This window comes from Streptomyces sp. NPDC048192, assembly GCF_043202415.1.
In the GTDB taxonomy this organism is placed as follows: domain Bacteria; phylum Actinomycetota; class Actinomycetes; order Streptomycetales; family Streptomycetaceae; genus Streptomyces.
In genome coordinates this window covers 104978-126823 of the sequence record NZ_JBIDAL010000013.1, presented here as the reverse complement: position 1 = coordinate 126823, position 21846 = coordinate 104978, and the positions used below count along the sequence as shown (strand labels likewise).

Here is a 21846-nt window from a genome sequence, read left to right as displayed (position 1 = left end):
GTTCAGTGCCCGCGGGTGTCGTGGAGGCCGTTCGTCGCCTCGATCTTCTTCCACGACTTCGGCTGGGCCGCCTTCGTGCCGGCCGCCGTCAGGGACGCGGCGCGCGCCGCGGGCGCCGCCGGCTTCGACGGCTGGTACAGCCAGGTGTCGAACAGCGAGGCGAGCGGCTTGCCGGAGACCTGCTCGGCGTAGCGCTCGAAGTCGGCCACCGAGGCGTTGCCGTAGGCGTGCTCCTTCGGCCAGCCCTTCAGGATGCGGAAGAACGCCTCGTCCCCGACCGCGTTGCGCAGCGCCTGGATGGCCAGCGCCCCGCGGTCGTACACGGCGATGTCGAACTGGTCGTCCGGGCCCGGGTCGCCGGGCTTCACCGTCCAGAACGCGTCGTCGGCCGGGTGGGAGGCGTACACGTAGTCGGCGAGTTCCTGCGTGGTGCCCTCGCCCTCGTGCTCCGACCACAGCCACTGCGCGTACCGGGCGAAGCCCTCGTTGATCCAGATGTCCTTCCAGCCCTTGAGCGACACGTCGTCGCCGTACCACTGGTGGGCCAGCTCGTGCACGACCACGGAGGTGTTGGAGCCGTTCGCGAACTGCTTGGGGCTGTAGTAGACCCGGGTCTGGGTCTCCAGCGCGTACCCGGTGGTGGTGTTCGGGACGTAGCCGCCCGCGGTGCTGAACGGATATGGCCCGAAGTAGCCGCTCAGCCAGTCGACGATCTCCCCGGTGCGCTCCACGCTCGCCCGCGCGGCCCCGTCGTCGTCGCCGAGGTCCTTGCTGTAGGCGTTGACGACCGGCACCCCGCCGTCGGACGTGCTCGTCGTGATGTCGAACTTCCCGATGGCGAGGGTGGCCAGATAGGTGGCCTGCGGCTTGTTCTGCCGCCAGGTGTAGCGGGTCCAGCCCAGCCTCGAAACGGTCGACTGGAGCGTGCCGTTGGAGATGGCCTGGGTGCCGTCGGGCACGGCCACCGACACGTCATAGGTGGCCTTGTCGCTCGGGTGGTCGTTGCTCGGGAACCACCACCACGCGGCCTCGGGCTCGTCGGCCGCGACCGCGCCGTCCGGGGTGCGGTGCCAGGTGGTGAAGCCGTAGGCGCTCTTCGTCGACGGCACCCCGCTGTAGCGGACCACCACCGTGACCGGCGTGCCCTTGGCCAGCGGCGTCTTCGGCGTGACCACCAGTTCGTGCTGCTGGGCGTGCGTGAAGGCGGCCTTCGCGCCGTTGACCCGGACCTCGCTCACGTCCAGCAGGAAGTCCAGGTCGAAGCTGGACAGGTCCTGCGTGGTCCGCGCCAGGATCGTCGCCGTGCCCTGCAACTCGTCCGTCTTCGGCTGGTACTGGAGCCTCAGGTCGTAGTGCGAGACGTCGTAGCCGCCGTTGCCGTAGTACGGGTAGTAGGGGTCGCCGATGCCCGGCGCGCCGGGGGAGTAGCTCGCGGCCGATGCCGGGATCGCCAGCAGGAGGGAGGCCGCCGCCAGTGCGCCGGGCGCGATGATTCTGCGGTGCACGTCAGCTCCAAGTCGTCAGGACGAAAGGTCCGTTCGGAAGATTCTTCGAGAACCTGTCCGGAGCCTATTCAGTGCCTGTGGCCGCCGGCCTGTCCATGGCACCCGCTGTCACACGATCGCCATTCGGCCGTCACGAGCCCACGGATCGCCGCGAGTCCCTCTTCTGTACGGGAGTTGACCGCAGTACCGTCCGCGCATGCCGACACGCATCCTCCTCCTCGCGCGCTCCACGATCTGGAGAGCGCTCGCGACCGCGGTCGTCGCCGTCCTGACGGCCGCGGTCCTCACCCCGACCGCCGCCCGGGCCGCCGCCACGGGCCCGGCCCCACGGGAGAGCCGGCCCGTCTACTCCTACGCACACGCCGTCCGCGAGTCCGTGTGGGTGGACACCGGCCTCGACGAGGACGGCGACGGCAGGACCGACCGCGTCGCCGCCGACATCGTCCGGCCGTCCGAGCCCGCCCGCCAGGGCCGCAAGGTGCCCGTCATCATGGACGCCAGCCCCTACTACTCCTGCTGCGGCCGCGGCAACGAGAGCCAGGTCAAGACGTACGACCCGCAGGGCCGCGTCGTGCAGATGCCGCTGTTCTACGACAACTACTTCGTGCCCCGCGGCTACGCCTTCGTCGGCGTCGACCTCGCCGGCACCAACCGCTCCGACGGCTGCGTCGACGTCGGCGGCCGCTCCGACATCCAGTCGGCGAAGGCCGTCGTCGACTGGCTGAACGGCCGCGCCACGGCGTACACCACCCGGACCGGGACGAAGACCGTGAAGGCCGGCTGGACGAACGGCCGGACCGGGATGATCGGCAAGAGCTGGGACGGCACGATCGCCAACGGCGTGGCCGCCACCGGCGTCAGGGGACTGAAGACCATCGTCCCCATCAGCGCCATCTCCTCCTGGTACGACTACTACGACGCGCAGGGCGCCCCGCTGTACGACGGCGGCCCCGACGAACTGGCCGGATACGTCGAGAGCGACGCCGCGCACGCCCACTGCGCGGCCGTGCAGAAGAAGCTCGCCGACGGCAGCCCGCGCAGCGGCGACTGGACGCCGCTGTGGACCGAGCGGGACTACGTCAAGGACGCGGCCAAGGTGCGCGCCAGCGTGTTCCTGGTGCACGGCATGCAGGACCTCAACGTCCGCACCCAGCACCTCGGGCAGTGGTGGGACGCCCTCGCCCGGCACGGGGTGAAGCGCAAGATCTGGCTGTCGCAGACCGGGCACGTCGACCCCTTCGACTACCGGCGCGGCGCCTGGGTGGACACCCTCCACCGCTGGTTCGACCACGAACTCCTCGGCTACGACAACGGCGTCGACCGCGAGCCGATGGCCGACATCGAACGCCACCCCGACCAGTGGGTCACCTCCCGCCTCTGGCCCCCGCGGACCACCGGTACCGCCGTCCTCCACCCGGCCCCCGGCACCCGGGCGGGCATCGGCACGCTCGGTCTGCGCCCGGCCCGCGGCACCGAGACCTTCACCGACGACCCGGCGCTGAGCGAGACCGACTGGGCGGGCCGCCTCACCACGCCGACCCCGGAGAAGACCGGCTTCCTCACCGCGCCGCTCACGCACGACCTGCGCCTGTCCGGTTCGGCCACGGTCACGGTGAACGCCACCCCGACCACCGCCTCGGCCCACTTGTCCGCCGTCCTGGTCGACCTCGGCCCGGACACCGTCCGCGACTACGCCGACGCCGGGGAGGGCATCACCACGCTGACCACCCGCAGTTGCTGGGGAGAGAGCACGGCCGGGGACAGCGCCTGCTTCAAGGAGACGGCGGCCAGGACGGCGAAGGTCGACTACACCGTGTTCAGCCGCGGCTGGGCCGACCTCGGCCACTACGCCTCCCTCGGCAAGGGCGTCCCGCTCACCCCGGGCAAGGCGTACACGATGACCCTGCGGCTGGCGGCCACCGACCATGTCGTCCCCAAGGGCCACCGCCTCGCCCTGATCATCGCGGGCACGGACAGGGACCTCATCGACCCGCCGTCCACGAAGCCGACCGTGACGGTGTCCCTGCCGGGTACGACGGCGAACCTCCCGCTGGTCGGCGGCGCGGCCGCGTTCGCCCGCGCCACGGCGGGCAGCGCGGCGGCACTGCCGGAGCCGAGGGTTCTCCAGGGAGTCCGCGTGACGAACCCGCCTCGGCACGTGCCACTGGGCTGACCGGGGACGCGCCGCAGCGGTGCCTCCTCGGGGAGCCGCAGTCCCGCCGGCGTTCCCGGCCGCCGTCGTTCAGGCGGCCGGGAACGCCAGCTCCGCCGCCTCCCGGGCGCACCCCCACGCCACCGTCACCCCGGCGCCGCCGTGCCCGTAGTTGTGCACCAGCACGCGCCCGTCCGGCAGCGGCTGCCGTTCCAGCCGTACCGCGTCCCGGGCCGGGCGCAGCCCCACCCGGTGGTCCAGCACCCTGGCCCCCGCGATCTCCGGCCGGACCTGCGCGCACCGGGCGACGATCGCCGCCGCGACGGCCGGATCCGGGTCCAGGGACCAGTCGTCCTCCTCCGCCGTGCCGCCGAGCAGCAGCCCGCCCGGCTGCGGGATGAAGTAGGTGGACGCGGCGGAGGAGTGGTCGACGGCGGTGAACCAGCCGGTGATCCCCGGGTTCTCCACGACGACCAGCTGCCCGCGCACCGGACGCACCGCCGGATCCGGCACCAGCGAACGCGCGCCCAGGCCCGTGCAGTTGACGACGACGGGCGCCGGCACCGCGCCGAGGTCCGTCACCTCGCGCGCCTCCACCGCGCCTCCCGCCTTCGCGAGCCGCTCCCGCAGCCACGCCAGATGCACCGGCATGTCGATCACCGGCAGCCGTGCCGCCAGGCCCTGAGGCACCGCCCGCAGGCCCGGCACCCGGCCCGCCCAGGCGCCCAGGTCGTCCAGCCGGGCCCCCTGGTGTACGCCGTCGACCAGGCGTACGCCCGTCTCCTCCGGCCGGTCCGCCCACTCCTCGTACACCGCGAGGGACGCGAGCGCCCACGCGCCCACCAGCGGCTCCGGTTCGATGCGGTACGGCCACCACAGGCCGCCGGCGACCGCCGAGGTCGTACGCTCGGCCTGCTCACGCGCCCACACCCGCACCCGGCGCCCGGACTCGGCCAGCACCAGGGCCGTCGTCAGCCCGGCGACCCCGCTTCCGACCACGATCGCTTCGTCATTCGGCTCGCTGTCCACTCCAGGACGATAGATCCTGTCCAGCCGGCTCCGACATGCCGCGCTCACATCGCTGTCCGTGTGGGGATACTCACAGCATGTCTGCCGTATACGCCACCTTCGGCCTGGCACCGGCGATCCGCGCCGGCGGTGTGCTCGCCGACGGCGGCTACCAGCTCCACCGCGACTTCGTGGACTTCGTCGTGGACGGCCGTCCGCTGCTGTTCCGGCTGTCCGACCTGGACGCCGTCTCCCCGCTCGCCTCGGACGTCCCGCCCGCCGTCTTCACCGAGCAGGTGCACGCGCTGCTGCTGGAGGCCGAACCGCCGCTCCCGGGCGGCCGGTTCGTCATCTACGGCTGCCCCGAGTGCGCCGACCTGGCCTGCGGAGCGGTCACCGCCGTCATCCGGCGCGACGGCGAGGACTACATCTGGCGGGACTTCGCCTGGCAGACGGACGAGCACGCAGACCTGGCACTCAACGGCTACCACGGCATAGGGCCCTACCGGTTCCGGGGCGCCGAGTACCGGGCGGCGCTCGCCGCGCTGATCGACGCGGCCGCCGCGCCCCGCCGCCGGGTCCTGCTGATCGGCGCCCGGGTCGCCGTGCTCGCCAGGCTGGCCGCCGCGCTGCGCACCATCGGCATCGGCGCCGACATCACCCAGGACGCCGGGGCCGTCCCCGCCGAGGAACTGCGCGGCTACGGCGCCGTCGCCTTCGGCCGCGCGGTCGGCGAGGCCGAACGGGCCGCCGTACTGGAGGCGTTCGAGCGGGCGGGCGCCGAGGTCGCCCGGGTGGACGGCCTGGCGCCGATCGTGCCGCTGCTGGTGGCCCAGATCGAGCACGCCCTGGACCGCAGCCCGCTCGCGGGGCGCCGGCTCACCGGGTTCACCGCCGCCGACGGCTCCGCGGACGTCGAGGTGACGTCGGCCTGCCGGGTGCGGATCACCGCCTACCGCCTCGACCGGCTGCACCGCACCCACACCCGCGAGGTGTTCGACGGCGTGCTGGAGCCCGGCCGGCACCGCCTCCCGCTGGACCCGCGGGCGCTGCGGGGGGAGGCGTACCTCGTGGCGCGCACGGCGGGAGGCGTGCGCACCGCAGCAGCCGTCACCGGCGGACGACACGGCTGAGCCGCGGACGCCCGGCCCATTAGGATCGGCGTCCTGATGACTGCCACACTCGTCGTGAAGAACCTCGCCGCCGGGCACGGCGACCGCTCCCTGTTCTCCGGGCTGGACCTCGTCGTCGCGCCCGGCGACGTGATCGGTCTCGTCGGCGCCAACGGCGCGGGCAAGTCCACCCTGCTGAGGCTGCTCGCCGGGCTCGCCAAACCCGAGCAGGGCGAGCTGCGGCTGTCCCCGCCGACCGCGACCGTCGGCCATCTGCCGCAGGAGCCGGAGCGCAGGCCGGGGGAGAGCGTCCGGGAGTTCCTGGCCCGGCGCACGGGGGTGGCCGAGGCCCAGCGCGTCATGGACGAGGCCACGCAGGCCCTCGTGGACGGACTGCCCGGCGCCGACGACGCCTACGCCACGGCCCTGGAGCGCTGGCTCGGGCTCGGCGGCGCCGATCTCGACGAGCGCGCGGAGGAGGTCGCCGACTCCCTCGGCCTCGCCGTCGGCCTGGACCAGCCGATGACGTCCCTGTCCGGCGGCCAGGCGGCCCGCGCGGGCCTCGCCTCGCTCCTGCTCTCCCGCTACGACGTCTTCCTCCTGGACGAGCCCACCAACGACCTCGACCTCGACGGCCTGGAGCGCCTGGAACGCTTCGTCACCGGGCTGCGCGCGGGCACGGTCGTCGTCAGCCACGACCGCGAGTTCCTCGCCCGCACGGTCACCAAGGTCCTCGAACTCGACCTCGCCCAGCGGTGCGTCAACCTCTACGGCGGCGGCTACGAGGCCTACCTGGAGGAGCGCGAGGTGGCCCGCCGGCACGCGCGCGAGGACTACGAGGAGTACGCCGACAAGAAGGCCGCCCTCCAGGAGCGCGCGCAGATGCAGCGGGCCTGGATGGACAAGGGCGTGAAGAACGCCCGGCGCAAGGCCGGCGGCGACAACGACAAGATCGGCCGCAAGTTCCGCAGCGAGGCCAGCGAGAAGCAGGCAGCCAAGGCGCGGCAGACCCAGCGCATGATCGAGCGCCTTGAGGTGGTCGAGGAGCCGCGCAAAGAGTGGGAGCTGCGCATGGAGATCGCCTCCGCCCCGCGCTCCGGAGCGGTCGTGGCCACCCTGCGGGACGCCGAGGTGCGGCGCGGCGACTTCACCTTCGGCCCGGTGTCCCTGCAGATCGACTGGGCGGATCGGGTCGCGGTGACCGGCGCCAACGGCTCCGGCAAGTCCACCCTGCTCGGCGCCCTGCTGGGCCGGGTGCCGCTGGACTCCGGGCACGCCGCGCTCGGCTCCGGCGTCCTGGTCGGCGAGGTCGACCAGGCCCGGGGGCTCTTCCACGGCCCCGAGACCCTGCTGGACGCGTTCTGCGCGGCCGTCCCCGACACCGAACCGGCCGAGGTGCGCACCCTGCTCGCCAAGTTCGGCCTGAAGTCAGGCCACGTGCTGCGCCCGGCCGCGACCCTCTCGCCGGGCGAACGAACCCGCGCTGCCCTGGCCCTCCTCCAGGGCCGGGGCGTCAATCTCCTGGTCCTGGACGAGCCGACGAACCATCTCGACCTGCCCGCGATCGAGCAACTGGAGTCGGCCCTCGACGCTTACGAGGGCACCCTGCTCCTGGTCACCCACGACCGGCGCATGCTGGACGCGGTCCGGGTGACCAGACGCCTGGAGGTGGCGGACGGCAAGGTGACGGAGCGGTAGCGCTCCACCAGGGGGTGGCCGCGCCATGACGGCGAACACGGCCGTGCGCCCCTTCGGGGTGGTGCCCGTCAGGCCGGGACGAGCGGTCCCGGCCTGACGCGCGGGGTCACCGCTTCTTCGGATCCAGCAGGCCCGCCCGGCGCAGTGCGTCCGCCATCGCGCTGTTGGCCGGCGCCGGTGCCTGCCGGCCGCCGCGGTCGCCGGCGCGGCCCTCCCGCCGGCCCTGACCGCCGCCGCCCTGCCGCTGCTGGGGCGGCCGGGCGCCGCGCTGCTGCCGGCCGCCGCCCTGCCCCTGCTGCGCGGTGGTCTCGTCGTCCAGGCGCAGGGTCAGCGCGATCCGCTTGCGCGGGATGTCCACGTCGAGGACCTTCACCTTGACGATGTCACCGGGCTTGACGACATCGCGCGGGTCCTTGACGAACGTCTTGGACATCGCCGACACGTGGACCAGGCCGTCCTGGTGGACGCCGACGTCGACGAACGCGCCGAACGCAGCCACGTTCGTCACCACGCCCTCCAGGATCATCCCGGCGGACAGGTCGGAGATCTTCTCCACGCCCTCCTTGAAGGTGGCCGTTTTGAAGGCAGGACGCGGGTCGCGGCCCGGCTTCTCCAGCTCCTTCAGGATGTCCGTCACGGTCGGCAGGCCGAAGGTGTCGTCCACGAAGTCGGCGGGCCGCAGCGAGCGCAGCACGCTCGTGTTGCCGATGAGGGAGGCCACCTCCTGGCCGGTCGTCTTCACCATGCGGCGGACCACCGGGTAGGCCTCGGGGTGCACGCTGGAGGCGTCCAGCGGGTCGTCGCCGCCGCGGATGCGCAGGAAGCCCGCGCACTGCTCGTACGCCTTCGGGCCGAGCCGCGGCACCTTCTTCAGCTCGGAGCGGGACGTGAACGGGCCGTTGGCGTCGCGGTGCGCCACGATGTTCTCGGCGAGGCCGGAGGAGATGCCCGACACGCGCGCGAGCAGCGGCACGGACGCCGTGTTGACGTCCACGCCGACGCCGTTCACACAGTCCTCCACGACCGCGTCCAGGGAGCGGGACAGCTTCACCTCCGACAGGTCGTGCTGGTACTGGCCGACGCCGATGGACTTCGGGTCGATCTTCACCAGCTCGGCCAGCGGGTCCTGCAGGCGCCGGGCGATGGAGACCGCGCCGCGCAGCGACACGTCCATGTCCGGCAGCTCCTGCGAGGCGTACTGCGAGGCCGAGTACACCGACGCGCCCGCCTCGGACACCATCACCTTGGTGAGCTTCAGCTCCGGGTGCCTGGCGATGAGTTCGCCGGCGAGCTTGTCGGTCTCGCGGGAGGCCGTGCCGTTGCCGATCGCGATCAGCTCGACCGCGTGCTCCTTCGCGAGCCGGGCCAGCTTGGCCAGCGCCTCGTCCCACTTGTTCGCCGGGACGTGCGGGTAGATCACGTCCGTGGCGACGACCTTGCCGGTCGCGTCGACGACGGCGACCTTCACGCCCGTACGGAAACCCGGGTCCAGGCCCAGCGTCGCGCGCGTGCCGGCCGGGGCGGCCAGCAGCAGGTCGCGCAGGTTCGCCGCGAACACGTTCACCGCCTCGTCCTCGGCGGCCGTACGCAGCCTCAGCCGCAGGTCGATGCCGAGGTGGACGAGGATCCGGGTGCGCCAGGCCCAGCGGACCGTGTCCGTCAGCCACTTGTCGGCGGGACGGCCCCGGTCGGCGATCCCGAACCGGTGCGCGATGATCCCCTCGTACGACGACGGGCCCTCCGTGGGCTCCTCCGGCTCCAGGACGAGGTCGAGGACCTCCTCCTTCTCGCCGCGGAACATCGCCAGAATGCGGTGCGAGGGCAGTTCGGTGAACGGCTCGGCGAAGTCGAAGTAGTCGGCGAATTTCGCGCCCGCCTCCTCCTTGCCCTCGCGGACCTTGGCGGCCAGCCGTCCGCGCACCCACATGCGCTCGCGCAGCTCGCCGATCAGGTCGGCGTCCTCCGAGAACCGCTCGGTGAGGATCGCCCGCGCGCCCTCCAGCGCGGCCTGCGGATCGGCGACGCCCTTGCCGGCGTCCACGAACGCGGCGGCGGCCGCCGGCGGCTCCACGCCCGGATCACCCAGCAGGCCGTCCGCCAGCGGCTCCAGGCCGGCCTCGCGCGCGATCTGGGCCTTGGTGCGCCGCTTGGGCTTGTACGGGAGGTAGATGTCCTCCAGGCGCGCCTTGGTCTCGGCGCCCCGGATCCTCGCCTCCAGCTCGTCGGTCAGCTTGCCCTGCTCGCGCACCGACTCCAGGATCGCGGTGCGCCGCTCCTCCAGCTCCCGCAGATAGCGCAGCCGCTCCTCGATCGTGCGCAGCTGCGCGTCGTCGAGCATCTCGGTCGCTTCCTTGCGGTAGCGGGCGATGAAGGGCACGGTCGAACCGCCGTCGAGCAGTTCCACCGCGGCCCTCACCTGCCGCTCCCGTACGCCGAGTTCCTCGGCGATCCTGCCTTCGATGGATCCTGCTTCGATGGATCCGGGTGTCGTCACGATCCCGTACCGCCTTCTCCACTGAGGTTGCGCGGCAATTGTGGCAGGTGACACCGACAACCGGGGATCAGGGCAGGGCGTGGCGGCGCACCGGGACGGGACTCAGGCCCGGCCCCCGTGCGCGGACGACGACGCCCCGCCGAACAGCCGGGCCACGGCGCGGAACGGCAGCGTGACCACAGTGGCGATGGCGCCGCCCACCTGGCGCAGGACGTCTGCGATGGCAGCGAACACGAGAATCCTCCTCCTTCACGTCGACCGGCCGCCGGGTACCGCACCGGCCACCCCTTCATGCCCGGCCGCCCCTGCCGCCTTCCCATGGCAGGAAAGGTGGGAATCGTGTCATTGCAGCCATCCGCAGGGCGGCGAAGAATCGGGGACATGCCGCAGCGAACCCTTCTCCTCGTCCTCTTCGACGGCGTCCAGAGCCTCGACGTCACCGGGCCGCTCGAGGTGTTCGCGGGCGCGGAGAAGCACACGCCGGGCAGCTACCGGATCCGTACGGCCTCCCTGGACGGCGGCCCGGTGCGCGCCTCCAGCGGCCTGACCCTCGTACCGAACGAGGCGCTGCGCACCGCGGCCGACCCGCACACGCTGCTGGTGCCGGGCGGCGAGGGCACCCGCCGTCCGGACCCGCGGCTGGTCGACTGGCTGCGGGAGCGCGGACCGCGCGCACGGCGCCTGGTCTCGGTGTGCACGGGCGCCATCCTGGTCGCCGCCGCCGGACTCCTCGACGGCCGCCGGGCCACGACCCACTGGGCGTACTGCGACAAACTGGCCCGCGACCACCCGGCCGTCGCCGTGGACCCGGAGCCCATCTACGTCCGGGACGGTCACGTCGCCACCTCGGCCGGGGTCACCTCCGGCATCGACCTCGCCCTGGCGCTGGTGGAGGAGGACCTGGACCGGGACGTCGCGCTCGCGGTCGCCCGGCACCTCGTGGTGTTCCTGCGCCGGCCCGGCAACCAGGCCCAGTTCAGCGCCCAGCTCGCCGCGCAGACCGCCCGGCGCGAGCCGCTGCGGGAGGTCCAGCGGTGGATCACCGAGCACCCTGCGGGCAACCTGACGGTCGACGCGCTCGCCGCCCGCGCCCGCCTCTCACCGCGCCACTTCGCCCGCGCCTTCCGCGAGGAGACCGGCATGACCCCCGGCCGCTACGTCGACCGGGTCCGCCTGGAACACGCCCGCCGCCTGCTGGAGGACGGGCCCGCCGGCATCGAGGAGATCGCCCGCGCCAGCGGCTACGGCACCCCCGAGGCCATGCGCCGCGCCTTCGTCAAGGCCTTCGGCACCTCCCCGGCGGAGTACCGCCGCCGCTTCCGCCCCGCCCCGGCCCGCTGAACGCGACCGGCAGGCGAACCACCACCTTCCGCTTCCTCGGCGTGCCCCGCCGAGGCGGGCCGGCGCGCCGTCGGCCCCCCACCCGCACCGAAGGGACGCCCCTCATGCAGATCGCCGTTGTCGTCTACGACCGCTTCACCGCCCTCGACGCCGTCGGACCCTACGAGATCCTCTCCCGGCTCCCCGGCGCCGGCATCGTCTTCGTCGCCGAGCGCACCGGCCCCGTGCGCACCGACACCGGCGCCCTCGCCGTCGTCGCGGACCGCTCGCTGGCGGAGGTCACGCGGCCGGACGTCCTGGTGGTCCCGGGCGGGCCCGGCCAGAGCGACCTGATGGAGCACCGGCCGCTGCTGGACTGGCTGCGCGAAGCCGACGCGCACAGCACCTGGACGACCTCGGTGTGCACGGGCTCCCTGCTGCTGGCCGCCGCCGGACTCCTCGACGGGCGCCGCGCGACCTCGCACTGGCTGGCGCTCGACCAGCTGACCCGGTTCGGCGCCGACCCGACCGGGGAGCGGGTGGTGACCGACGGCAAGTACGTCACCGCCGCCGGGGTCTCCGCCGGCATCGACATGGCGCTCACCCTGGCCGGCCGGATCGCGGGCGACGAACACGCCCAGGCCCTCCAGCTCGCCACCGAGTACGACCCTCGGCCGCCCTACGCCGCCGGGTCCCCGGACCGGGCCCCCGCCCACCTCGTCGAGCGGCTGCGCGCCGGGAGCCGGTTCATCCTGACGCAGCCACGCTCCACGTGAACCGGGGCTGCCGCCGCTCCAGGAACGCGGCGACCCCCTCCACCGTGTCGGGGTTGCCGCGGGCCCGCGCCGCCCAGTGGGCGTCCCGGTCGGTGCGGCCGGCCGCGAACTCCTTCGCCGCGGCCTGGGTGAGCTGCGAGCGCGAGACCAGCATCCCGGTCAACTCCGCGACCCGCTTGTCCAGTTCGCCCTCCGGCAGCACCTCGTCGGCCAGCCCGCAGCGCAGCGCCCGCCCCGCGTCGATCAACTCGGCCGAGAACAGCAGGTACTTGGCGGTGGCCGGACCCACCAGCGACACCAGGCGGCGGGTGGAGGAGGCCGGGTAGACGATCCCGAGTCTCGCCGGGGTCACCCCGAACAGCGCGCCCTCCTCCGCCAGCCGCAGATCGCAGGCGGCGGCGAGCTGCGCCCCGCCGCCGACGCAGTGCCCGCGCACCGCGGCCACGGTCGGCTTGGGGAACGCGGCGAGCGCCTCCTCGGCCGCCACGGCGAGTCTCTGCGCCTCCTCCGGCGAACCCCGGAGCGTGCCGATGTCCGCCCCCGCGCAGAAGGTCCCGCCCGCGCCGGTGAGCACCAGCGCCCGCACCGCGGGGTCCTGCGCGAACGCGTCCAGCAGTTCCGGGAGCCGCCGCCACATCGCGGCGGTCATGGCGTTGCGCTTGGCCGGGTGGTCGATGACGACGGTGGCGACGGCGCCGGTGACATGGTGGGACAGCTGGGGCTCCATGAGCCGGATGCTATGCGCGCGGCCCGTGCCCACCAAGGACAGGGCGCACGGCCCCCGGGTGTTACGGGTCTCACCCAGCGGGGACAAACAGGAGAGAACCAGGCGAATCCCACAGGACCGAGGGGGCCGCGATGGCCAAGTCCGGCACGCGCGAGGACCGCGCCACCCGACTCAACCGAGGCTTCGGGCTGCTCGCCGTCCTCGGCGCCGTCCTCGTCCTCGGCGGGCTCGTCGGACTCCTCTACACCGCCGTGGCCACGCTGACCTCCATGCTGCTGTTCGGCTGGCTGCTGCTGGTCGGCGGGATCGTCGGCCTGCTGCACGCGGTCCAGGCCCGCGGCACCAGCTTCTTCTGGCTCGGCGCCGTCGTCGCCGCCCTGAACATCGCGGCCGGCGTCGTCGTCATCCACCTGCCGCACGCCACGGCCGCCGCGCTCACCATGTTCGCCGCGCTGCTGTTCCTGTCCGCGGGCCTCTTCCGGCTGGCCGGCGGCCTGGTCGTGCGCGGGCCGCAGCTGGGCTGGACACTGCTCCTCGGCGCCTTCGACCTGCTGCTCGGCATCCTGGTCCTCGGCTCCTGGCCGAGCAGCAGCCAGTACGTCATCGGAACCTTCTTCTCGCTGGCCCTGCTCTTCGACGGGCTCGGCCTCGTCGCCACCGGCTACGGCGGCCGCCGTGTCGTCGGACTCGTCTCGGGCCGGGAGCAGCCCAAACCCGTACGACCCGATTAGTTCGCGAACCGGCGTCCGGGCGACCGGAAGCAGTCCTCCACGTGACCGTGTCATACGCACTCGGTCAGAAACCGCTCGATACCCGCTGACTTGTGTTCAGGTCGGCGGAGCGGAGCGGATCGTTACCAACACTCGACGTGTGGTGACAATCGAGCGCGAGGGTGGCGACCGGACGATGGACAACCACGGGCGCGGGGACGGCCCGCGCCCAGCGGGGGGCGCCGAGCGGCCGCCCGATCCACTGCCGTACGAGGGCGTCTGGCGGTTCACCGCGCCCGCGGTGGACGCCTCGGTGCCGCAGGCCCGGCACGCCGTACGGGACCTGCTGCTGCGCCAGGGCGTGCCGGTCTCCGACGACCTGGTGCACGGCCTGCTGCTGATCGTCTCCGAGCTGGTCACCAACGCGGTCCGGCACGCGGCGCTGCTGTCGCCGACGCTGGCCGTGGAGGTCGCCGTCGGAGCCGAGTGGGTGCGGGTGTCCGTGGAGGACAACCACCCGTACCGCCCGACCGCGCTGGAGGCCGATCACGGCCAGACCGGCGGCCGGGGCCTGCTGCTGGTCCGCGAGGTGGCACGGGAGGCGGGCGGGACGGTCGACGTGGAGCACACCGCGAGCGGCGGCAAGGTCATCTGGGCCGCCCTGCCGCTCAAGCCCGCGACGGTGCTGTAGCGCCTGTCCGGCCCCGCACCCACGGCATGCGTCGGCCGCTCCGCAGCGGGCGCACGGCCGCCCCTCGGGCAACGACGCGCAGTACCGGGCAGGCCCTCGCGGCGCGGGCCCGTGCCCGCGCCCGGAGGCGGCGGGGCACAGGCCCGGCAACGCTTGTGCGGAAGGTGCTCACCAGCCCGCGGACGGGCCCGTCAGCTCCCTGATCGCGGGACGGGCCGCGTCCAGCACGGTCATGAACCAGGCCGAGAACGGATCGCGGGCGTGCCGCTCCGCCAGCTCGGCCGCCGTCACGAACGCGGTCTGGGCGACCTCGTCGGCGTCCGGCGCGAGCGGCGCCTGCACCAGGCCGACGAACAGGTGGTTGTACTCCTGCTCCACCAGGCCCGAGGCCGGGTCCGGGTGGTTGTAGCGGACCGTGCCCGCCTCCGCCAGCAGCGAGGGCGACACGCCCAGCTCCTCGAAGGTGCGCCGGGCCGCGGCGGCGAACGGCGCCTCGCCCGGGTACGGGTGGCCGCAGCAGGTGTTGGACCACACACCGGGGGAGTGGTACTTGCCGAGCGCCCGCTGCTGCAGCAGCAGCCGGCCGTGGTCGTCGAAGAGGAACACCGAGAACGCGCGGTGCAACTGCCCCGGCGGCTGATGGGCGGCGAGCTTCTCCGCCGTACCGATCGTCACACCCTTCTCGTCGACCAGTTCCAGCAAAATCGCCTCTGCGGTGCCATTGGACGAGCTGTGCGTCGCGGTGGCAGGTGTGATCGGCATACCCATCCTTCGCCTCGGTCTTCGCACCCCAAGTCTGCCGTACGAATCCGGCACTCCCGGCACTTACCGGCACCTCCGCGCGCGGCGCGCGCCGGATGGCGGACCCGGTAGATCATCGTGCCCGCGACGGCGGAGCCCGGAACCTCCCCCCACCGGGGAACACCCGGCCGGGGCTCAGTGGCACAGCCGGGCCTCGTGCTCCGCGTGCCCGCCCGGCTCCAGCTGGAAGGTGCAGTGCTCGACGTCGAAGTGGTCGCCGAGGCAGCCCTGCAGCTCGTGCAGCAGTTTCTCGTGACCCACGGCGCTCAGCAGGTCGGAGCTCACCACCACATGGGCCGAGAGCACCGGCATCCCGGAGGTGATCGTCCAGGCGTGCAGGTCGTGGACGTCCTCCACGCCGTCCAGCGCCAGGATGTGGGCCCGGACCTCGGCCATGTCGACGCCCTTCGGGGCCGCCTCCAGCAGCACGTCCAGCGTCTCGCGCAGCAGCTTCAGCGTCCTCGGCACGATCATCAGGCCGATGGCCAGCGAGGCGACCGGGTCCGCGCGCTGCCAGCCGGTGGTCAGGATCACCAGCGCGGAGACCAGCACCGCGAACGAGCCGAGCGCGTCCGCCGCGACCTCCAGGAAGGCGCCGCGCACGTTCAGGCTCTCCTTCTGCCCGCGCATCAGCAGGGTCAGCGAGACCGAGTTCGCGACCAGTCCGATCACACCGAACACGACCATCAGACCACCGCGGGTCTCCGCGGGCGTCACGAACCGCTGGGCGGCCTCGTACAGGACGTATCCGCCGACCCCGAGCAGCAGCAGGCAGTTGGCCAGGGCGGCGAGGATCTCCGCGCGGGCGTAGCCGAACGTGCGGTTCGCGCTGGGCGGGCGGTTGGCGAAGTGGATCGCGAGCAGCGCCATGCCGAGGCCCACGGCGTCGGTGGCCATGTGGGCCGCGTCGGCGATCAGCGCCAGCGAGTCGGCCAGCACACCGCCGACCAGCTCCACCACCATGATCGTGAGCGTGATGCCCAGCGCGATCCGCAGCCGGCCGCGGTACGCGGCCGCGGCCGTTCCGGTGGCCGGGGCATGGCTGTGCGCGTGCCCGTGGTCGTGCCCTGCCCCCATTGCCAACCGCCCTTCCGCGCTCCGTCCGGCACCCAGTGAACTACGGGCGGGGGGTATGGGGCAACGCGGCATTGAACACCGTTGTCATGTGCCGTGACCTGCGGAAACGTTCCGCAGGTGAGGGGCGGGGCGGTTCGGTGTGCACCGCCGCTCCGGTACGGCTCGAGCGCGGGCCCACCCGCCCCGGTGCAGCCGCCGGCCCCGCTCGCGGGCTTCCGGCTCCGCCGGTGATCGGCCGGTCATGGACGTCCACCCCGTGCGGGACCCTCGCCTGTCCCGGTTGCCCCGGTCTGCGCCGACGGGTTTGTGGGGCGGGCCCCGGATCCCCGATGATGATCGCGGCAAAGGCCGGGGCAGCCTGCGTGGGCCGGGCCGTGAACGGCCGGTGAACACGGGTCTGCGGCCATCCGATAGCCTCTGCCGACATGCCGCCCGGGTGCCGTCGGCAGGGCGCCCCACCATGCGAGACAGCCGGTGCCAACGCGCCGGCACCCAGGGAGTGAGTTCGGTTGTCGACCGCCATCGTCACCGGTCAGCCGGTCCCCGGATCGACCCTCGAGCACGATCTGCGGTCTCTCGGCTTCGACGTCCGGGTGGCAGCGGACGCCGCCGAGGCCGAGACCCTGCTCGCCGCCGCTCCGGCCGGCGACCGCGTGGCCCTGGTCGACGCCCGCTTCGTCGGCCACCGGCACGCCCTGCGCCTCGGCCTGACCGACCCGCGCTTCCCGCTCGCCGCGGTCCCCGGCGCCGTCACCGCCCAGCCGGCCGCCCGGCAGGCGCTGACCCGGGCCGTGGCCCGCGAGACCACCGCCGGCGGCGGCACCGCGCTCGCCGTGGACAGCCTCGCCGACCGGGTCGTCACCGCCCTCGACGCCGACGGCTGCGAGGTGCACCGACCGGAGCTGGGCAGTCTGGTCGCCGCCGTCCCCGCCGACCCGCAGGCACGCAACGAGGCACGGCAGGCCGTCGCCGCCGTCGACGACGAGGCCGTACGCCTGAAGTCCGCCGTGAAGTCCCGCGACGGGTTCTTCACCACCTTCTTCATCAGCCCCTACTCCCGCTACCTCGCCCGCTGGTGCGCCCGCCGGGGCCTGACCCCCAACCAGGTCACCACGGCCTCGCTGCTCACCGCCCTCGTCGCGGCCGGCTGCGCGGCGACGGGCACGCGCGCGGGGTTCGTCGCGGCCGGCGTGCTGCTGATCGCGTCCTTCGTGCTGGACTGCACCGACGGCCAGCTCGCCCGCTACGCCCTGAAGTACTCCACGCTCGGCGCCTGGCTGGACGCCACCTTCGACCGGGCCAAGGAGTACGCCTACTACGCCGGCCTCGCCCTCGGCGCGGCCCGCGGCGGCGACGACGTGTGGGCCCTCGCCCTCGGCGCGATGGTCCTGCAGACCTGCCGGCACGTCGTCGACTTCTCCTTCAACGAGGCCAACCACGACGCCACCGCCAACACCAGCCCCACCGCTTCCCTCTCCGACAAGCTGGACAGCGTCGGCTGGACGGTCTGGGTGCGCCGCATGATCGTCCTGCCCATCGGCGAGCGGTGGGCGCTGATAGCGGTCCTGACGGCGGCGACGACCCCGCGGATCACCTTCTGGGTCCTGCTCGCCGGCTGCGCCTTCGCGGCCGCCTACACCACGGCGGGCCGCGTGCTGCGCTCCCTGACCCGCAAGGCCCGGCGCACCGACCGCGCCGCGCGGGCGCTGGCGGACCTCGCCGACAGCGGGCCGCTCGCCGGCCTGCTGGTCCGCGCGGGCCGTGGCGCCTATCCGCGCGCCGCGTCGTACGCCGCCCTGGCCGGCGGCGCCCTGGTGACCGCGGGGGCGCTGCTGTGGGGCGCCGGCTGGCCGACCGTGCTGTGCGCCGCCGGGTACACCGTCCTGTCGGCGGTGGCCGTCTCCCGCCCCCTCAAGGGCGCCCTCGACTGGCTGGTCCCGCCCTTCTTCCGCGCCGCCGAGTACGGCACCGTCCTGATCCTCGCGGGCAAAGCAGGGGTGAACGGCGCCCTGCCGGCGGCTTTCGGCCTGGTGGCGGCCGTCGCCTACCATCACTACGACACGGTGTACCGCATCCGCGGCGACGCCGGAGCGCCCCCGGCCTGGCTGGTGCGCTGCATCGGGGGGCACGAGGGGCGCACGCTCCTCGTCACCGTCCTGGCCGCGGTGCTCACCGCCGCGCAGTTCACGGTCGCGCTCACGGTCCTCGCCGTGGCCGTCGCCCTCGTGGTGCTCGCCGAGAGCATCCGCTTCTGGGTCTCCGCCGGGGCCCCAGCCGTACACGACGAAGGAGAACCCGCATGATCGGCCTCGTGCTCGCGGCCGGCGCCGGACGGCGTCTGCGCCCGTACACCGACACCCTGCCCAAGGCGCTGGTGCCGGTGGGGCCCGCGGGCATAGAGGGCGAACCGACGGTGCTGGACCTCACCCTCGCCAACTTCGCCGAGGTCGGCCTGACCGAGGCCGCGATCATCGTGGGCTACCGCAAGGAAGCCGTGTACGAGCGCAGGGCGGCCCTGGAGCGGAAGTACGGCCTCAAGCTCACCCTGATCGACAACGACAAGGCCGAGGAGTGGAACAACGCCTACTCCCTGTGGTGCGGCCGTGACGCCCTCAAGGACGGCGTGATCCTCGCCAACGGCGACACCGTCCACCCCGTCTCCGTCGAGAAGACCCTGCTCGCCGCGCGCGGCGAGGGCAAGAGGATCATCCTCGCGCTGGACACCGTGAAGTCCCTCGCGGACGAGGAGATGAAGGTCGTCGTCGACCCCGGGAAGGGCATGACGAGGATCACCAAGCTGATGGACCCCGCCGAGGCCACCGGCGAGTACATCGGCGTCACCCTGATCGAGGGCGACGCCGCGCCCGAGCTGGCCGACGCGCTGAAGACGGTCTGGGAGACCGACCCGCAGCAGTTCTACGAGCACGGCTACCAGGAACTGGTGAACCGCGGTTTCCGCATCGACGTGGCGCCGATCGGCGACGTGGACTGGGTCGAGATCGACAACCACGACGACCTGGCCCGGGGACGGGAGATCGCGTGCCGCTCCTGACCCGGCTGATTCCCTCGCCGGTCGTCGTGGACATCCGCCCGGGTGCCCTGGACGACCTGGCCGGTGTCCTCGCCGACGAGCGCATCGCGCAGTCCGGCCGGCTCGCGGTCGCCGTCAGCGGCGGCTCCGGCGCCAGGCTGCGCGAGCGGATCGCCCCCTCGCTGCCGGGCGCCACCTGGTACGAGGTCGGCGGCGGCACCCTCGACGACGCGATCCGGCTGGCCGGCGAGATGAAGTCCGGCCACTACGACGCGGTCGTCGGCCTCGGCGGCGGCAAGATCATCGACTGTGCCAAGTTCGCCGCGGCCCGCGTCGGCCTGCCCCTGGTCGCCGTACCGACGAACCTCGCGCACGACGGCCTGTGCTCGCCGGTCGCCACGCTCGACAACGACGCCGGACGCGGCTCCTACGGCGTGCCCAACCCCATCGCGGTCGTCATCGACCTGGACGTGATCCGCGAGGCCCCGGCCCGCTTCGTCCGCGCCGGCATCGGCGACGCGGTGTCCAACATCAACGCGGTCAAGGACTGGGAGCTGTCCAACCGGGTCAACGGCGAGAAGATCGACGGTCTCGCCGCCGCCATGGCCCGCCAGGCCGGCGAGGCGGTGCTGCGCCACCCCGGCGGCATCGGCGACAACGACTTCCTCCAGGTGCTCGCCGAGGCGCTGGTGCTCAGCGGCATCTCGATGTCGATCTCCGGCGACTCCCGCCCGTCGTCCGGCTCCTGCCACGAGATCAACCACGCCTTCGACCTGCTCTTCCCCAAGCGGGCGGCCGCCCACGGCGAGCAGTGCGGACTCGGCGCGGCCTTCGCGATGTACCTGCGCGGGGCGCACGAGGAGGCGGTCCACACGGCCGGGGTGCTGCACCGGCACGGGCTTCCGGTGCTGCCGGAGGAGATCGGCTTCACCGTGGACGAGTTCGTCCGGGTCGTGGAGTTCGCCCCGGAGACCCGCCCCGGCCGCTACACGATCCTCGAACACCTCGACCTCAAGACGAACCAGATCAAGGACATCTACGCCGACTATGTCAAGGCCATCGGTAGCTGAACTCCGTCCGGTCGTCCACCCCGCGGGGGTGAAGGACCGGCGCAGCGGTGAGCACTGGATGGGACGCCTCTACATGCGCGAGGTGTCCCTGCGGGTCGACCGCTACCTGGTGAACACCAGGGTCACGCCCAACCAGCTCACGTACCTGATGACCGTCTTCGGCGTGCTCGCGGCCCCGGCACTGCTGGTGCCGGGGATCGGGGGCGCCGTGCTCGGCGTGGTCTGCGTGCAGCTGTACCTGCTGCTGGACTGCGTCGACGGCGAGATAGCGCGCTGGAAGAAGCAGTACTCGCTCAACGGCGTCTACCTGGACCGGGTCGGCGCCTACCTCACGGACGCCGCGGTGCTCACGGGCTTCGGCCTGCGCGCCGCCGACCTGTGGGGCAGCGGCCGTATCGACTGGCTGTGGGCCTTCCTCGGCACCCTCGCCGCGCTCGGCGCGATCCTGATCAAGGCCGAGACCGACCTGGTCGGCGTCGCCCGCCACCAGGCCGGCAAGCCGCCGGTCAAGGAGGCCGCCGCCGAGATGCGCTCTTCCGGCATGGCGCTGGCCCGCCGGGCCGCCGCCGCCCTGAAGTTCCACCGGCTGATCCTCGGCATCGAGGCGTCCCTGCTGATCCTGGTCCTCGCGATCGTCGACCACGTGCGCGGCGACCTGTTCTTCTCCCGGCTGGGGGTGGCGGTGCTGGCCGGCATCGCCCTGCTGCAGACCCTGCTGCACCTGGTGTCCATCCTCGCCTCCAGCAGGCTGAAGTGAGCGCGGCCATGCGGGTCGGCGCCGTCGTCATCACCATGGGCAACCGGCCGGAGGAGCTGCGGGCCCTGCTCGACTCGGTCGCCAAGCAGGACGGCGACCCGGTCGAGGTGGTCGTCGTCGGCAACGGCTCGCCGGTCCCGGACGTCCCCGAGGGCGTGCGCACCATCGAGCTGCCCGAGAACCTGGGCATCCCCGGCGGCCGCAACGTCGGCATCGAGGCCTTCGGACCCGGCGGCCGCGATGTCGACATATTGCTCTTCCTCGACGACGACGGCCTGCTCGCCCGGCACGACACCGCCCAGCTGTGCCGGGAGGCGTTCGAGGCCGACCCGAGGCTCGGCATCATCAGCTTCCGCATCGCCGACCCGGAGACCGGCGAGACCCAGCGCCGCCACGTGCCCCGGCTGCGGGCCTCCGATCCGATGCGCTCCTCGCGGGTCACCACCTTCCTCGGCGGCGCCAACGCGGTGCGCACCCGCGTCTTCGCCGAGGTCGGCGGGCTGCCCGACGCCTTCTTCTACGCCCACGAGGAGACGGACCTGGCCTGGCGGGCCCTCGACGCCGGCTGGATGATCGACTACCGCTCCGACATGGTGCTCTACCACCCGACGACCGCGCCTTCGCGGCACGCGGTCTACCACCGCATGGTCGCCCGCAACCGCGTGTGGCTGGCCCGCCGCAACCTCCCGGCGCCCCTGGTGCCCGTCTACCTCGGCGTGTGGCTGCTGCTCACCCTGGTCCGCCGTCCCTCGCGTCCGGCGCTGCGGGCGTGGTTCGGCGGCTTCCGGGAGGGCTGGACCACGCCGTGCGGCCCACGCCGCCCGATGAAGTGGCGCACGGTGTGGCGGCTGACCCGGCTGGGCCGGCCCCCGGTGATCTGACCGACCCGGCTGGGCCGGTCCGCGGCGATCTGAGAA

At 73.2% G+C, this 21846-nt stretch carries 19 protein-coding genes; 12 read left to right on the top strand and 7 right to left on the bottom strand.

From position 1 onward, the window contains the following. Window positions 1-2: 2 nt before the first annotated feature. Window positions 3-1505, bottom strand: coding sequence for a M1 family metallopeptidase (locus ACGFZN_RS27350; protein ID WP_393861139.1), 1503 nt, complete (start codon window positions 1503-1505; stop codon window positions 3-5). 196 nt (window positions 1506-1701) lie between these two features. On the opposite strand from ACGFZN_RS27350, the gene ACGFZN_RS27345 reads away from it, so the two are divergent. Beyond that, on the top strand, window positions 1702-3678 hold the full coding sequence (locus ACGFZN_RS27345) for a Xaa-Pro dipeptidyl-peptidase (RefSeq protein WP_393861138.1): 1977 nt from the start codon (window positions 1702-1704) through the stop codon (window positions 3676-3678). A gap of 69 nt (window positions 3679-3747) precedes the next feature. On the opposite strand, the gene ACGFZN_RS27340 is transcribed toward ACGFZN_RS27345, so the two are convergent. Then, window positions 3748-4686 carry an FAD-dependent oxidoreductase gene (locus ACGFZN_RS27340; protein ID WP_393861137.1) on the bottom strand — a complete coding sequence of 313 codons (939 nt, stop codon included), beginning with the start codon at window positions 4684-4686 and terminating at the stop codon, window positions 3748-3750. A gap of 77 nt (window positions 4687-4763) precedes the next feature. Here ACGFZN_RS27340 and ACGFZN_RS27335 point away from each other — a divergent pair, with 77 nt between their 5' ends. Together ACGFZN_RS27335 and ACGFZN_RS27330 are read left to right on the top strand one after the other, a co-directional pair. Further along, complete coding sequence (locus ACGFZN_RS27335; RefSeq protein WP_393861136.1) at window positions 4764-5798, top strand: oxidoreductase; 1035 nt, start codon at window positions 4764-4766, stop codon at window positions 5796-5798. Between the two features lie 36 nt (window positions 5799-5834). After that, window positions 5835-7475, top strand: a complete 1641-nt coding sequence (locus ACGFZN_RS27330) for an ABC-F family ATP-binding cassette domain-containing protein (protein WP_393861135.1) — start codon at window positions 5835-5837, stop codon at window positions 7473-7475. A gap of 106 nt (window positions 7476-7581) precedes the next feature. Here the strand turns inward: ACGFZN_RS27330 and ACGFZN_RS27325 are convergent, their stop codons facing one another. Next, the gene (locus ACGFZN_RS27325; protein WP_393861134.1) at window positions 7582-9969 is read right to left on the bottom strand and encodes a Tex family protein; all 2388 of its coding nucleotides are present in this window, start codon (window positions 9967-9969) and stop codon (window positions 7582-7584) included. A gap of 102 nt (window positions 9970-10071) precedes the next feature. After that, window positions 10072-10203, bottom strand: a complete 132-nt coding sequence (locus ACGFZN_RS27320) for an LPFR motif small protein (protein ID WP_330336682.1) — start codon at window positions 10201-10203, stop codon at window positions 10072-10074. A gap of 147 nt (window positions 10204-10350) precedes the next feature. Between ACGFZN_RS27320 and ACGFZN_RS27315 the strand changes: the two genes are divergently transcribed. Further along, window positions 10351-11310 (top strand): GlxA family transcriptional regulator, encoded by a 960-nt coding sequence (locus tag ACGFZN_RS27315; RefSeq protein WP_393861133.1) that lies wholly within the window; start codon window positions 10351-10353, stop codon window positions 11308-11310. 104 nt (window positions 11311-11414) lie between these two features. Further along, entirely contained in the window at window positions 11415-12065 is a 651-nt protein-coding gene (locus ACGFZN_RS27310) for a DJ-1/PfpI family protein (protein ID WP_393861132.1), read from the top strand. On the opposite strand, the gene ACGFZN_RS27305 is transcribed toward ACGFZN_RS27310, so the two are convergent. Beyond that, window positions 12037-12792 carry an enoyl-CoA hydratase/isomerase family protein gene (locus ACGFZN_RS27305; protein WP_393861131.1) on the bottom strand — a complete coding sequence of 252 codons (756 nt, stop codon included), beginning with the start codon at window positions 12790-12792 and terminating at the stop codon, window positions 12037-12039. The genes ACGFZN_RS27310 and ACGFZN_RS27305 overlap by 29 nt on opposite strands. A 131-nt stretch (window positions 12793-12923) precedes the next feature. Here ACGFZN_RS27305 and ACGFZN_RS27300 point away from each other — a divergent pair, with 131 nt between their 5' ends. After that, window positions 12924-13523 (top strand): HdeD family acid-resistance protein, encoded by a 600-nt coding sequence (locus ACGFZN_RS27300; RefSeq protein WP_393861130.1) that lies wholly within the window; start codon window positions 12924-12926, stop codon window positions 13521-13523. A gap of 175 nt (window positions 13524-13698) precedes the next feature. Continuing rightward, entirely contained in the window at window positions 13699-14193 is a 495-nt protein-coding gene (locus ACGFZN_RS27295; protein WP_393861254.1) for an ATP-binding protein, read from the top strand. 168 nt (window positions 14194-14361) lie between these two features. On the opposite strand, the gene idi is transcribed toward ACGFZN_RS27295, so the two are convergent. Together idi and ACGFZN_RS27285 are read right to left on the bottom strand one after the other, a co-directional pair. Beyond that, complete coding sequence (idi, locus tag ACGFZN_RS27290; RefSeq protein WP_393861129.1) at window positions 14362-14955, bottom strand: isopentenyl-diphosphate Delta-isomerase; 594 nt, start codon at window positions 14953-14955, stop codon at window positions 14362-14364. Between the two features lie 174 nt (window positions 14956-15129). Further along, complete coding sequence (locus ACGFZN_RS27285) at window positions 15130-16071, bottom strand: cation diffusion facilitator family transporter (RefSeq protein ID WP_393861128.1); 942 nt, start codon at window positions 16069-16071, stop codon at window positions 15130-15132. Window positions 16072-16580: 509 nt separating this feature from the next. Here ACGFZN_RS27285 and ACGFZN_RS27280 point away from each other — a divergent pair. Genes ACGFZN_RS27280 through ACGFZN_RS27260 form a run of 5 tightly spaced genes read left to right on the top strand, consistent with a single transcriptional unit; the run spans window position 16581 to window position 21810 of the window. After that, window positions 16581-18374 carry a DUF5941 domain-containing protein gene (locus tag ACGFZN_RS27280; protein ID WP_393861127.1) on the top strand — a complete coding sequence of 598 codons (1794 nt, stop codon included), beginning with the start codon at window positions 16581-16583 and terminating at the stop codon, window positions 18372-18374. Continuing rightward, a complete protein-coding gene (locus tag ACGFZN_RS27275; protein ID WP_393861126.1) occupies window positions 18371-19123 on the top strand; it encodes a sugar phosphate nucleotidyltransferase in 753 nt (250 codons plus the stop codon). The genes ACGFZN_RS27280 and ACGFZN_RS27275 overlap by 4 nt, the downstream gene beginning before the upstream one ends. Next, entirely contained in the window at window positions 19111-20172 is a 1062-nt protein-coding gene (locus ACGFZN_RS27270) for an iron-containing alcohol dehydrogenase family protein (protein ID WP_393861125.1), read from the top strand. Before ACGFZN_RS27275 ends, ACGFZN_RS27270 begins: the two co-directional genes overlap by 13 nt. After that, window positions 20150-20929, top strand: a complete 780-nt coding sequence (locus ACGFZN_RS27265; RefSeq protein WP_393861124.1) for a CDP-alcohol phosphatidyltransferase family protein — start codon at window positions 20150-20152, stop codon at window positions 20927-20929. Before ACGFZN_RS27270 ends, ACGFZN_RS27265 begins: the two co-directional genes overlap by 23 nt. Continuing rightward, window positions 20926-21810, top strand: coding sequence for a glycosyltransferase family 2 protein (locus ACGFZN_RS27260; RefSeq protein ID WP_393861123.1), 885 nt, complete (start codon window positions 20926-20928; stop codon window positions 21808-21810). Before ACGFZN_RS27265 ends, ACGFZN_RS27260 begins: the two co-directional genes overlap by 4 nt. Window positions 21811-21846 lie beyond the last annotated feature (36 nt).

Excerpts from the sequence above, each read along its gene's own strand:
- ACGFZN_RS27345 (WP_393861138.1), top strand. The coding sequence starts at position 1,702 with ATGCCGACACGCATCCTCCTCCTCGCGCGCTCCACGATCTGGAGAGCG.
- ACGFZN_RS27335 (WP_393861136.1), top strand. The coding sequence starts at position 4,764 with ATGTCTGCCGTATACGCCACCTTCGGCCTGGCACCGGCGATCCGCGCC.
- ACGFZN_RS27330 (WP_393861135.1), top strand. The coding sequence starts at position 5,835 with ATGACTGCCACACTCGTCGTGAAGAACCTCGCCGCCGGGCACGGCGAC.
- ACGFZN_RS27315 (WP_393861133.1), top strand. The coding sequence starts at position 10,351 with ATGCCGCAGCGAACCCTTCTCCTCGTCCTCTTCGACGGCGTCCAGAGC.
- ACGFZN_RS27310 (WP_393861132.1), top strand. The coding sequence starts at position 11,415 with ATGCAGATCGCCGTTGTCGTCTACGACCGCTTCACCGCCCTCGACGCC.
- ACGFZN_RS27305 (WP_393861131.1), bottom strand. The coding sequence starts at position 12,792 with ATGGAGCCCCAGCTGTCCCACCATGTCACCGGCGCCGTCGCCACCGTC.
- ACGFZN_RS27300 (WP_393861130.1), top strand. The coding sequence starts at position 12,924 with ATGGCCAAGTCCGGCACGCGCGAGGACCGCGCCACCCGACTCAACCGA.
- ACGFZN_RS27295 (WP_393861254.1), top strand. The coding sequence starts at position 13,699 with ATGGACAACCACGGGCGCGGGGACGGCCCGCGCCCAGCGGGGGGCGCC.
- idi (WP_393861129.1), bottom strand. The coding sequence starts at position 14,955 with ATGCCGATCACACCTGCCACCGCGACGCACAGCTCGTCCAATGGCACC.
- ACGFZN_RS27285 (WP_393861128.1), bottom strand. The coding sequence starts at position 16,071 with ATGGGGGCAGGGCACGACCACGGGCACGCGCACAGCCATGCCCCGGCC.
- ACGFZN_RS27275 (WP_393861126.1), top strand. The coding sequence starts at position 18,371 with ATGATCGGCCTCGTGCTCGCGGCCGGCGCCGGACGGCGTCTGCGCCCG.
- ACGFZN_RS27265 (WP_393861124.1), top strand. The coding sequence starts at position 20,150 with ATGTCAAGGCCATCGGTAGCTGAACTCCGTCCGGTCGTCCACCCCGCG.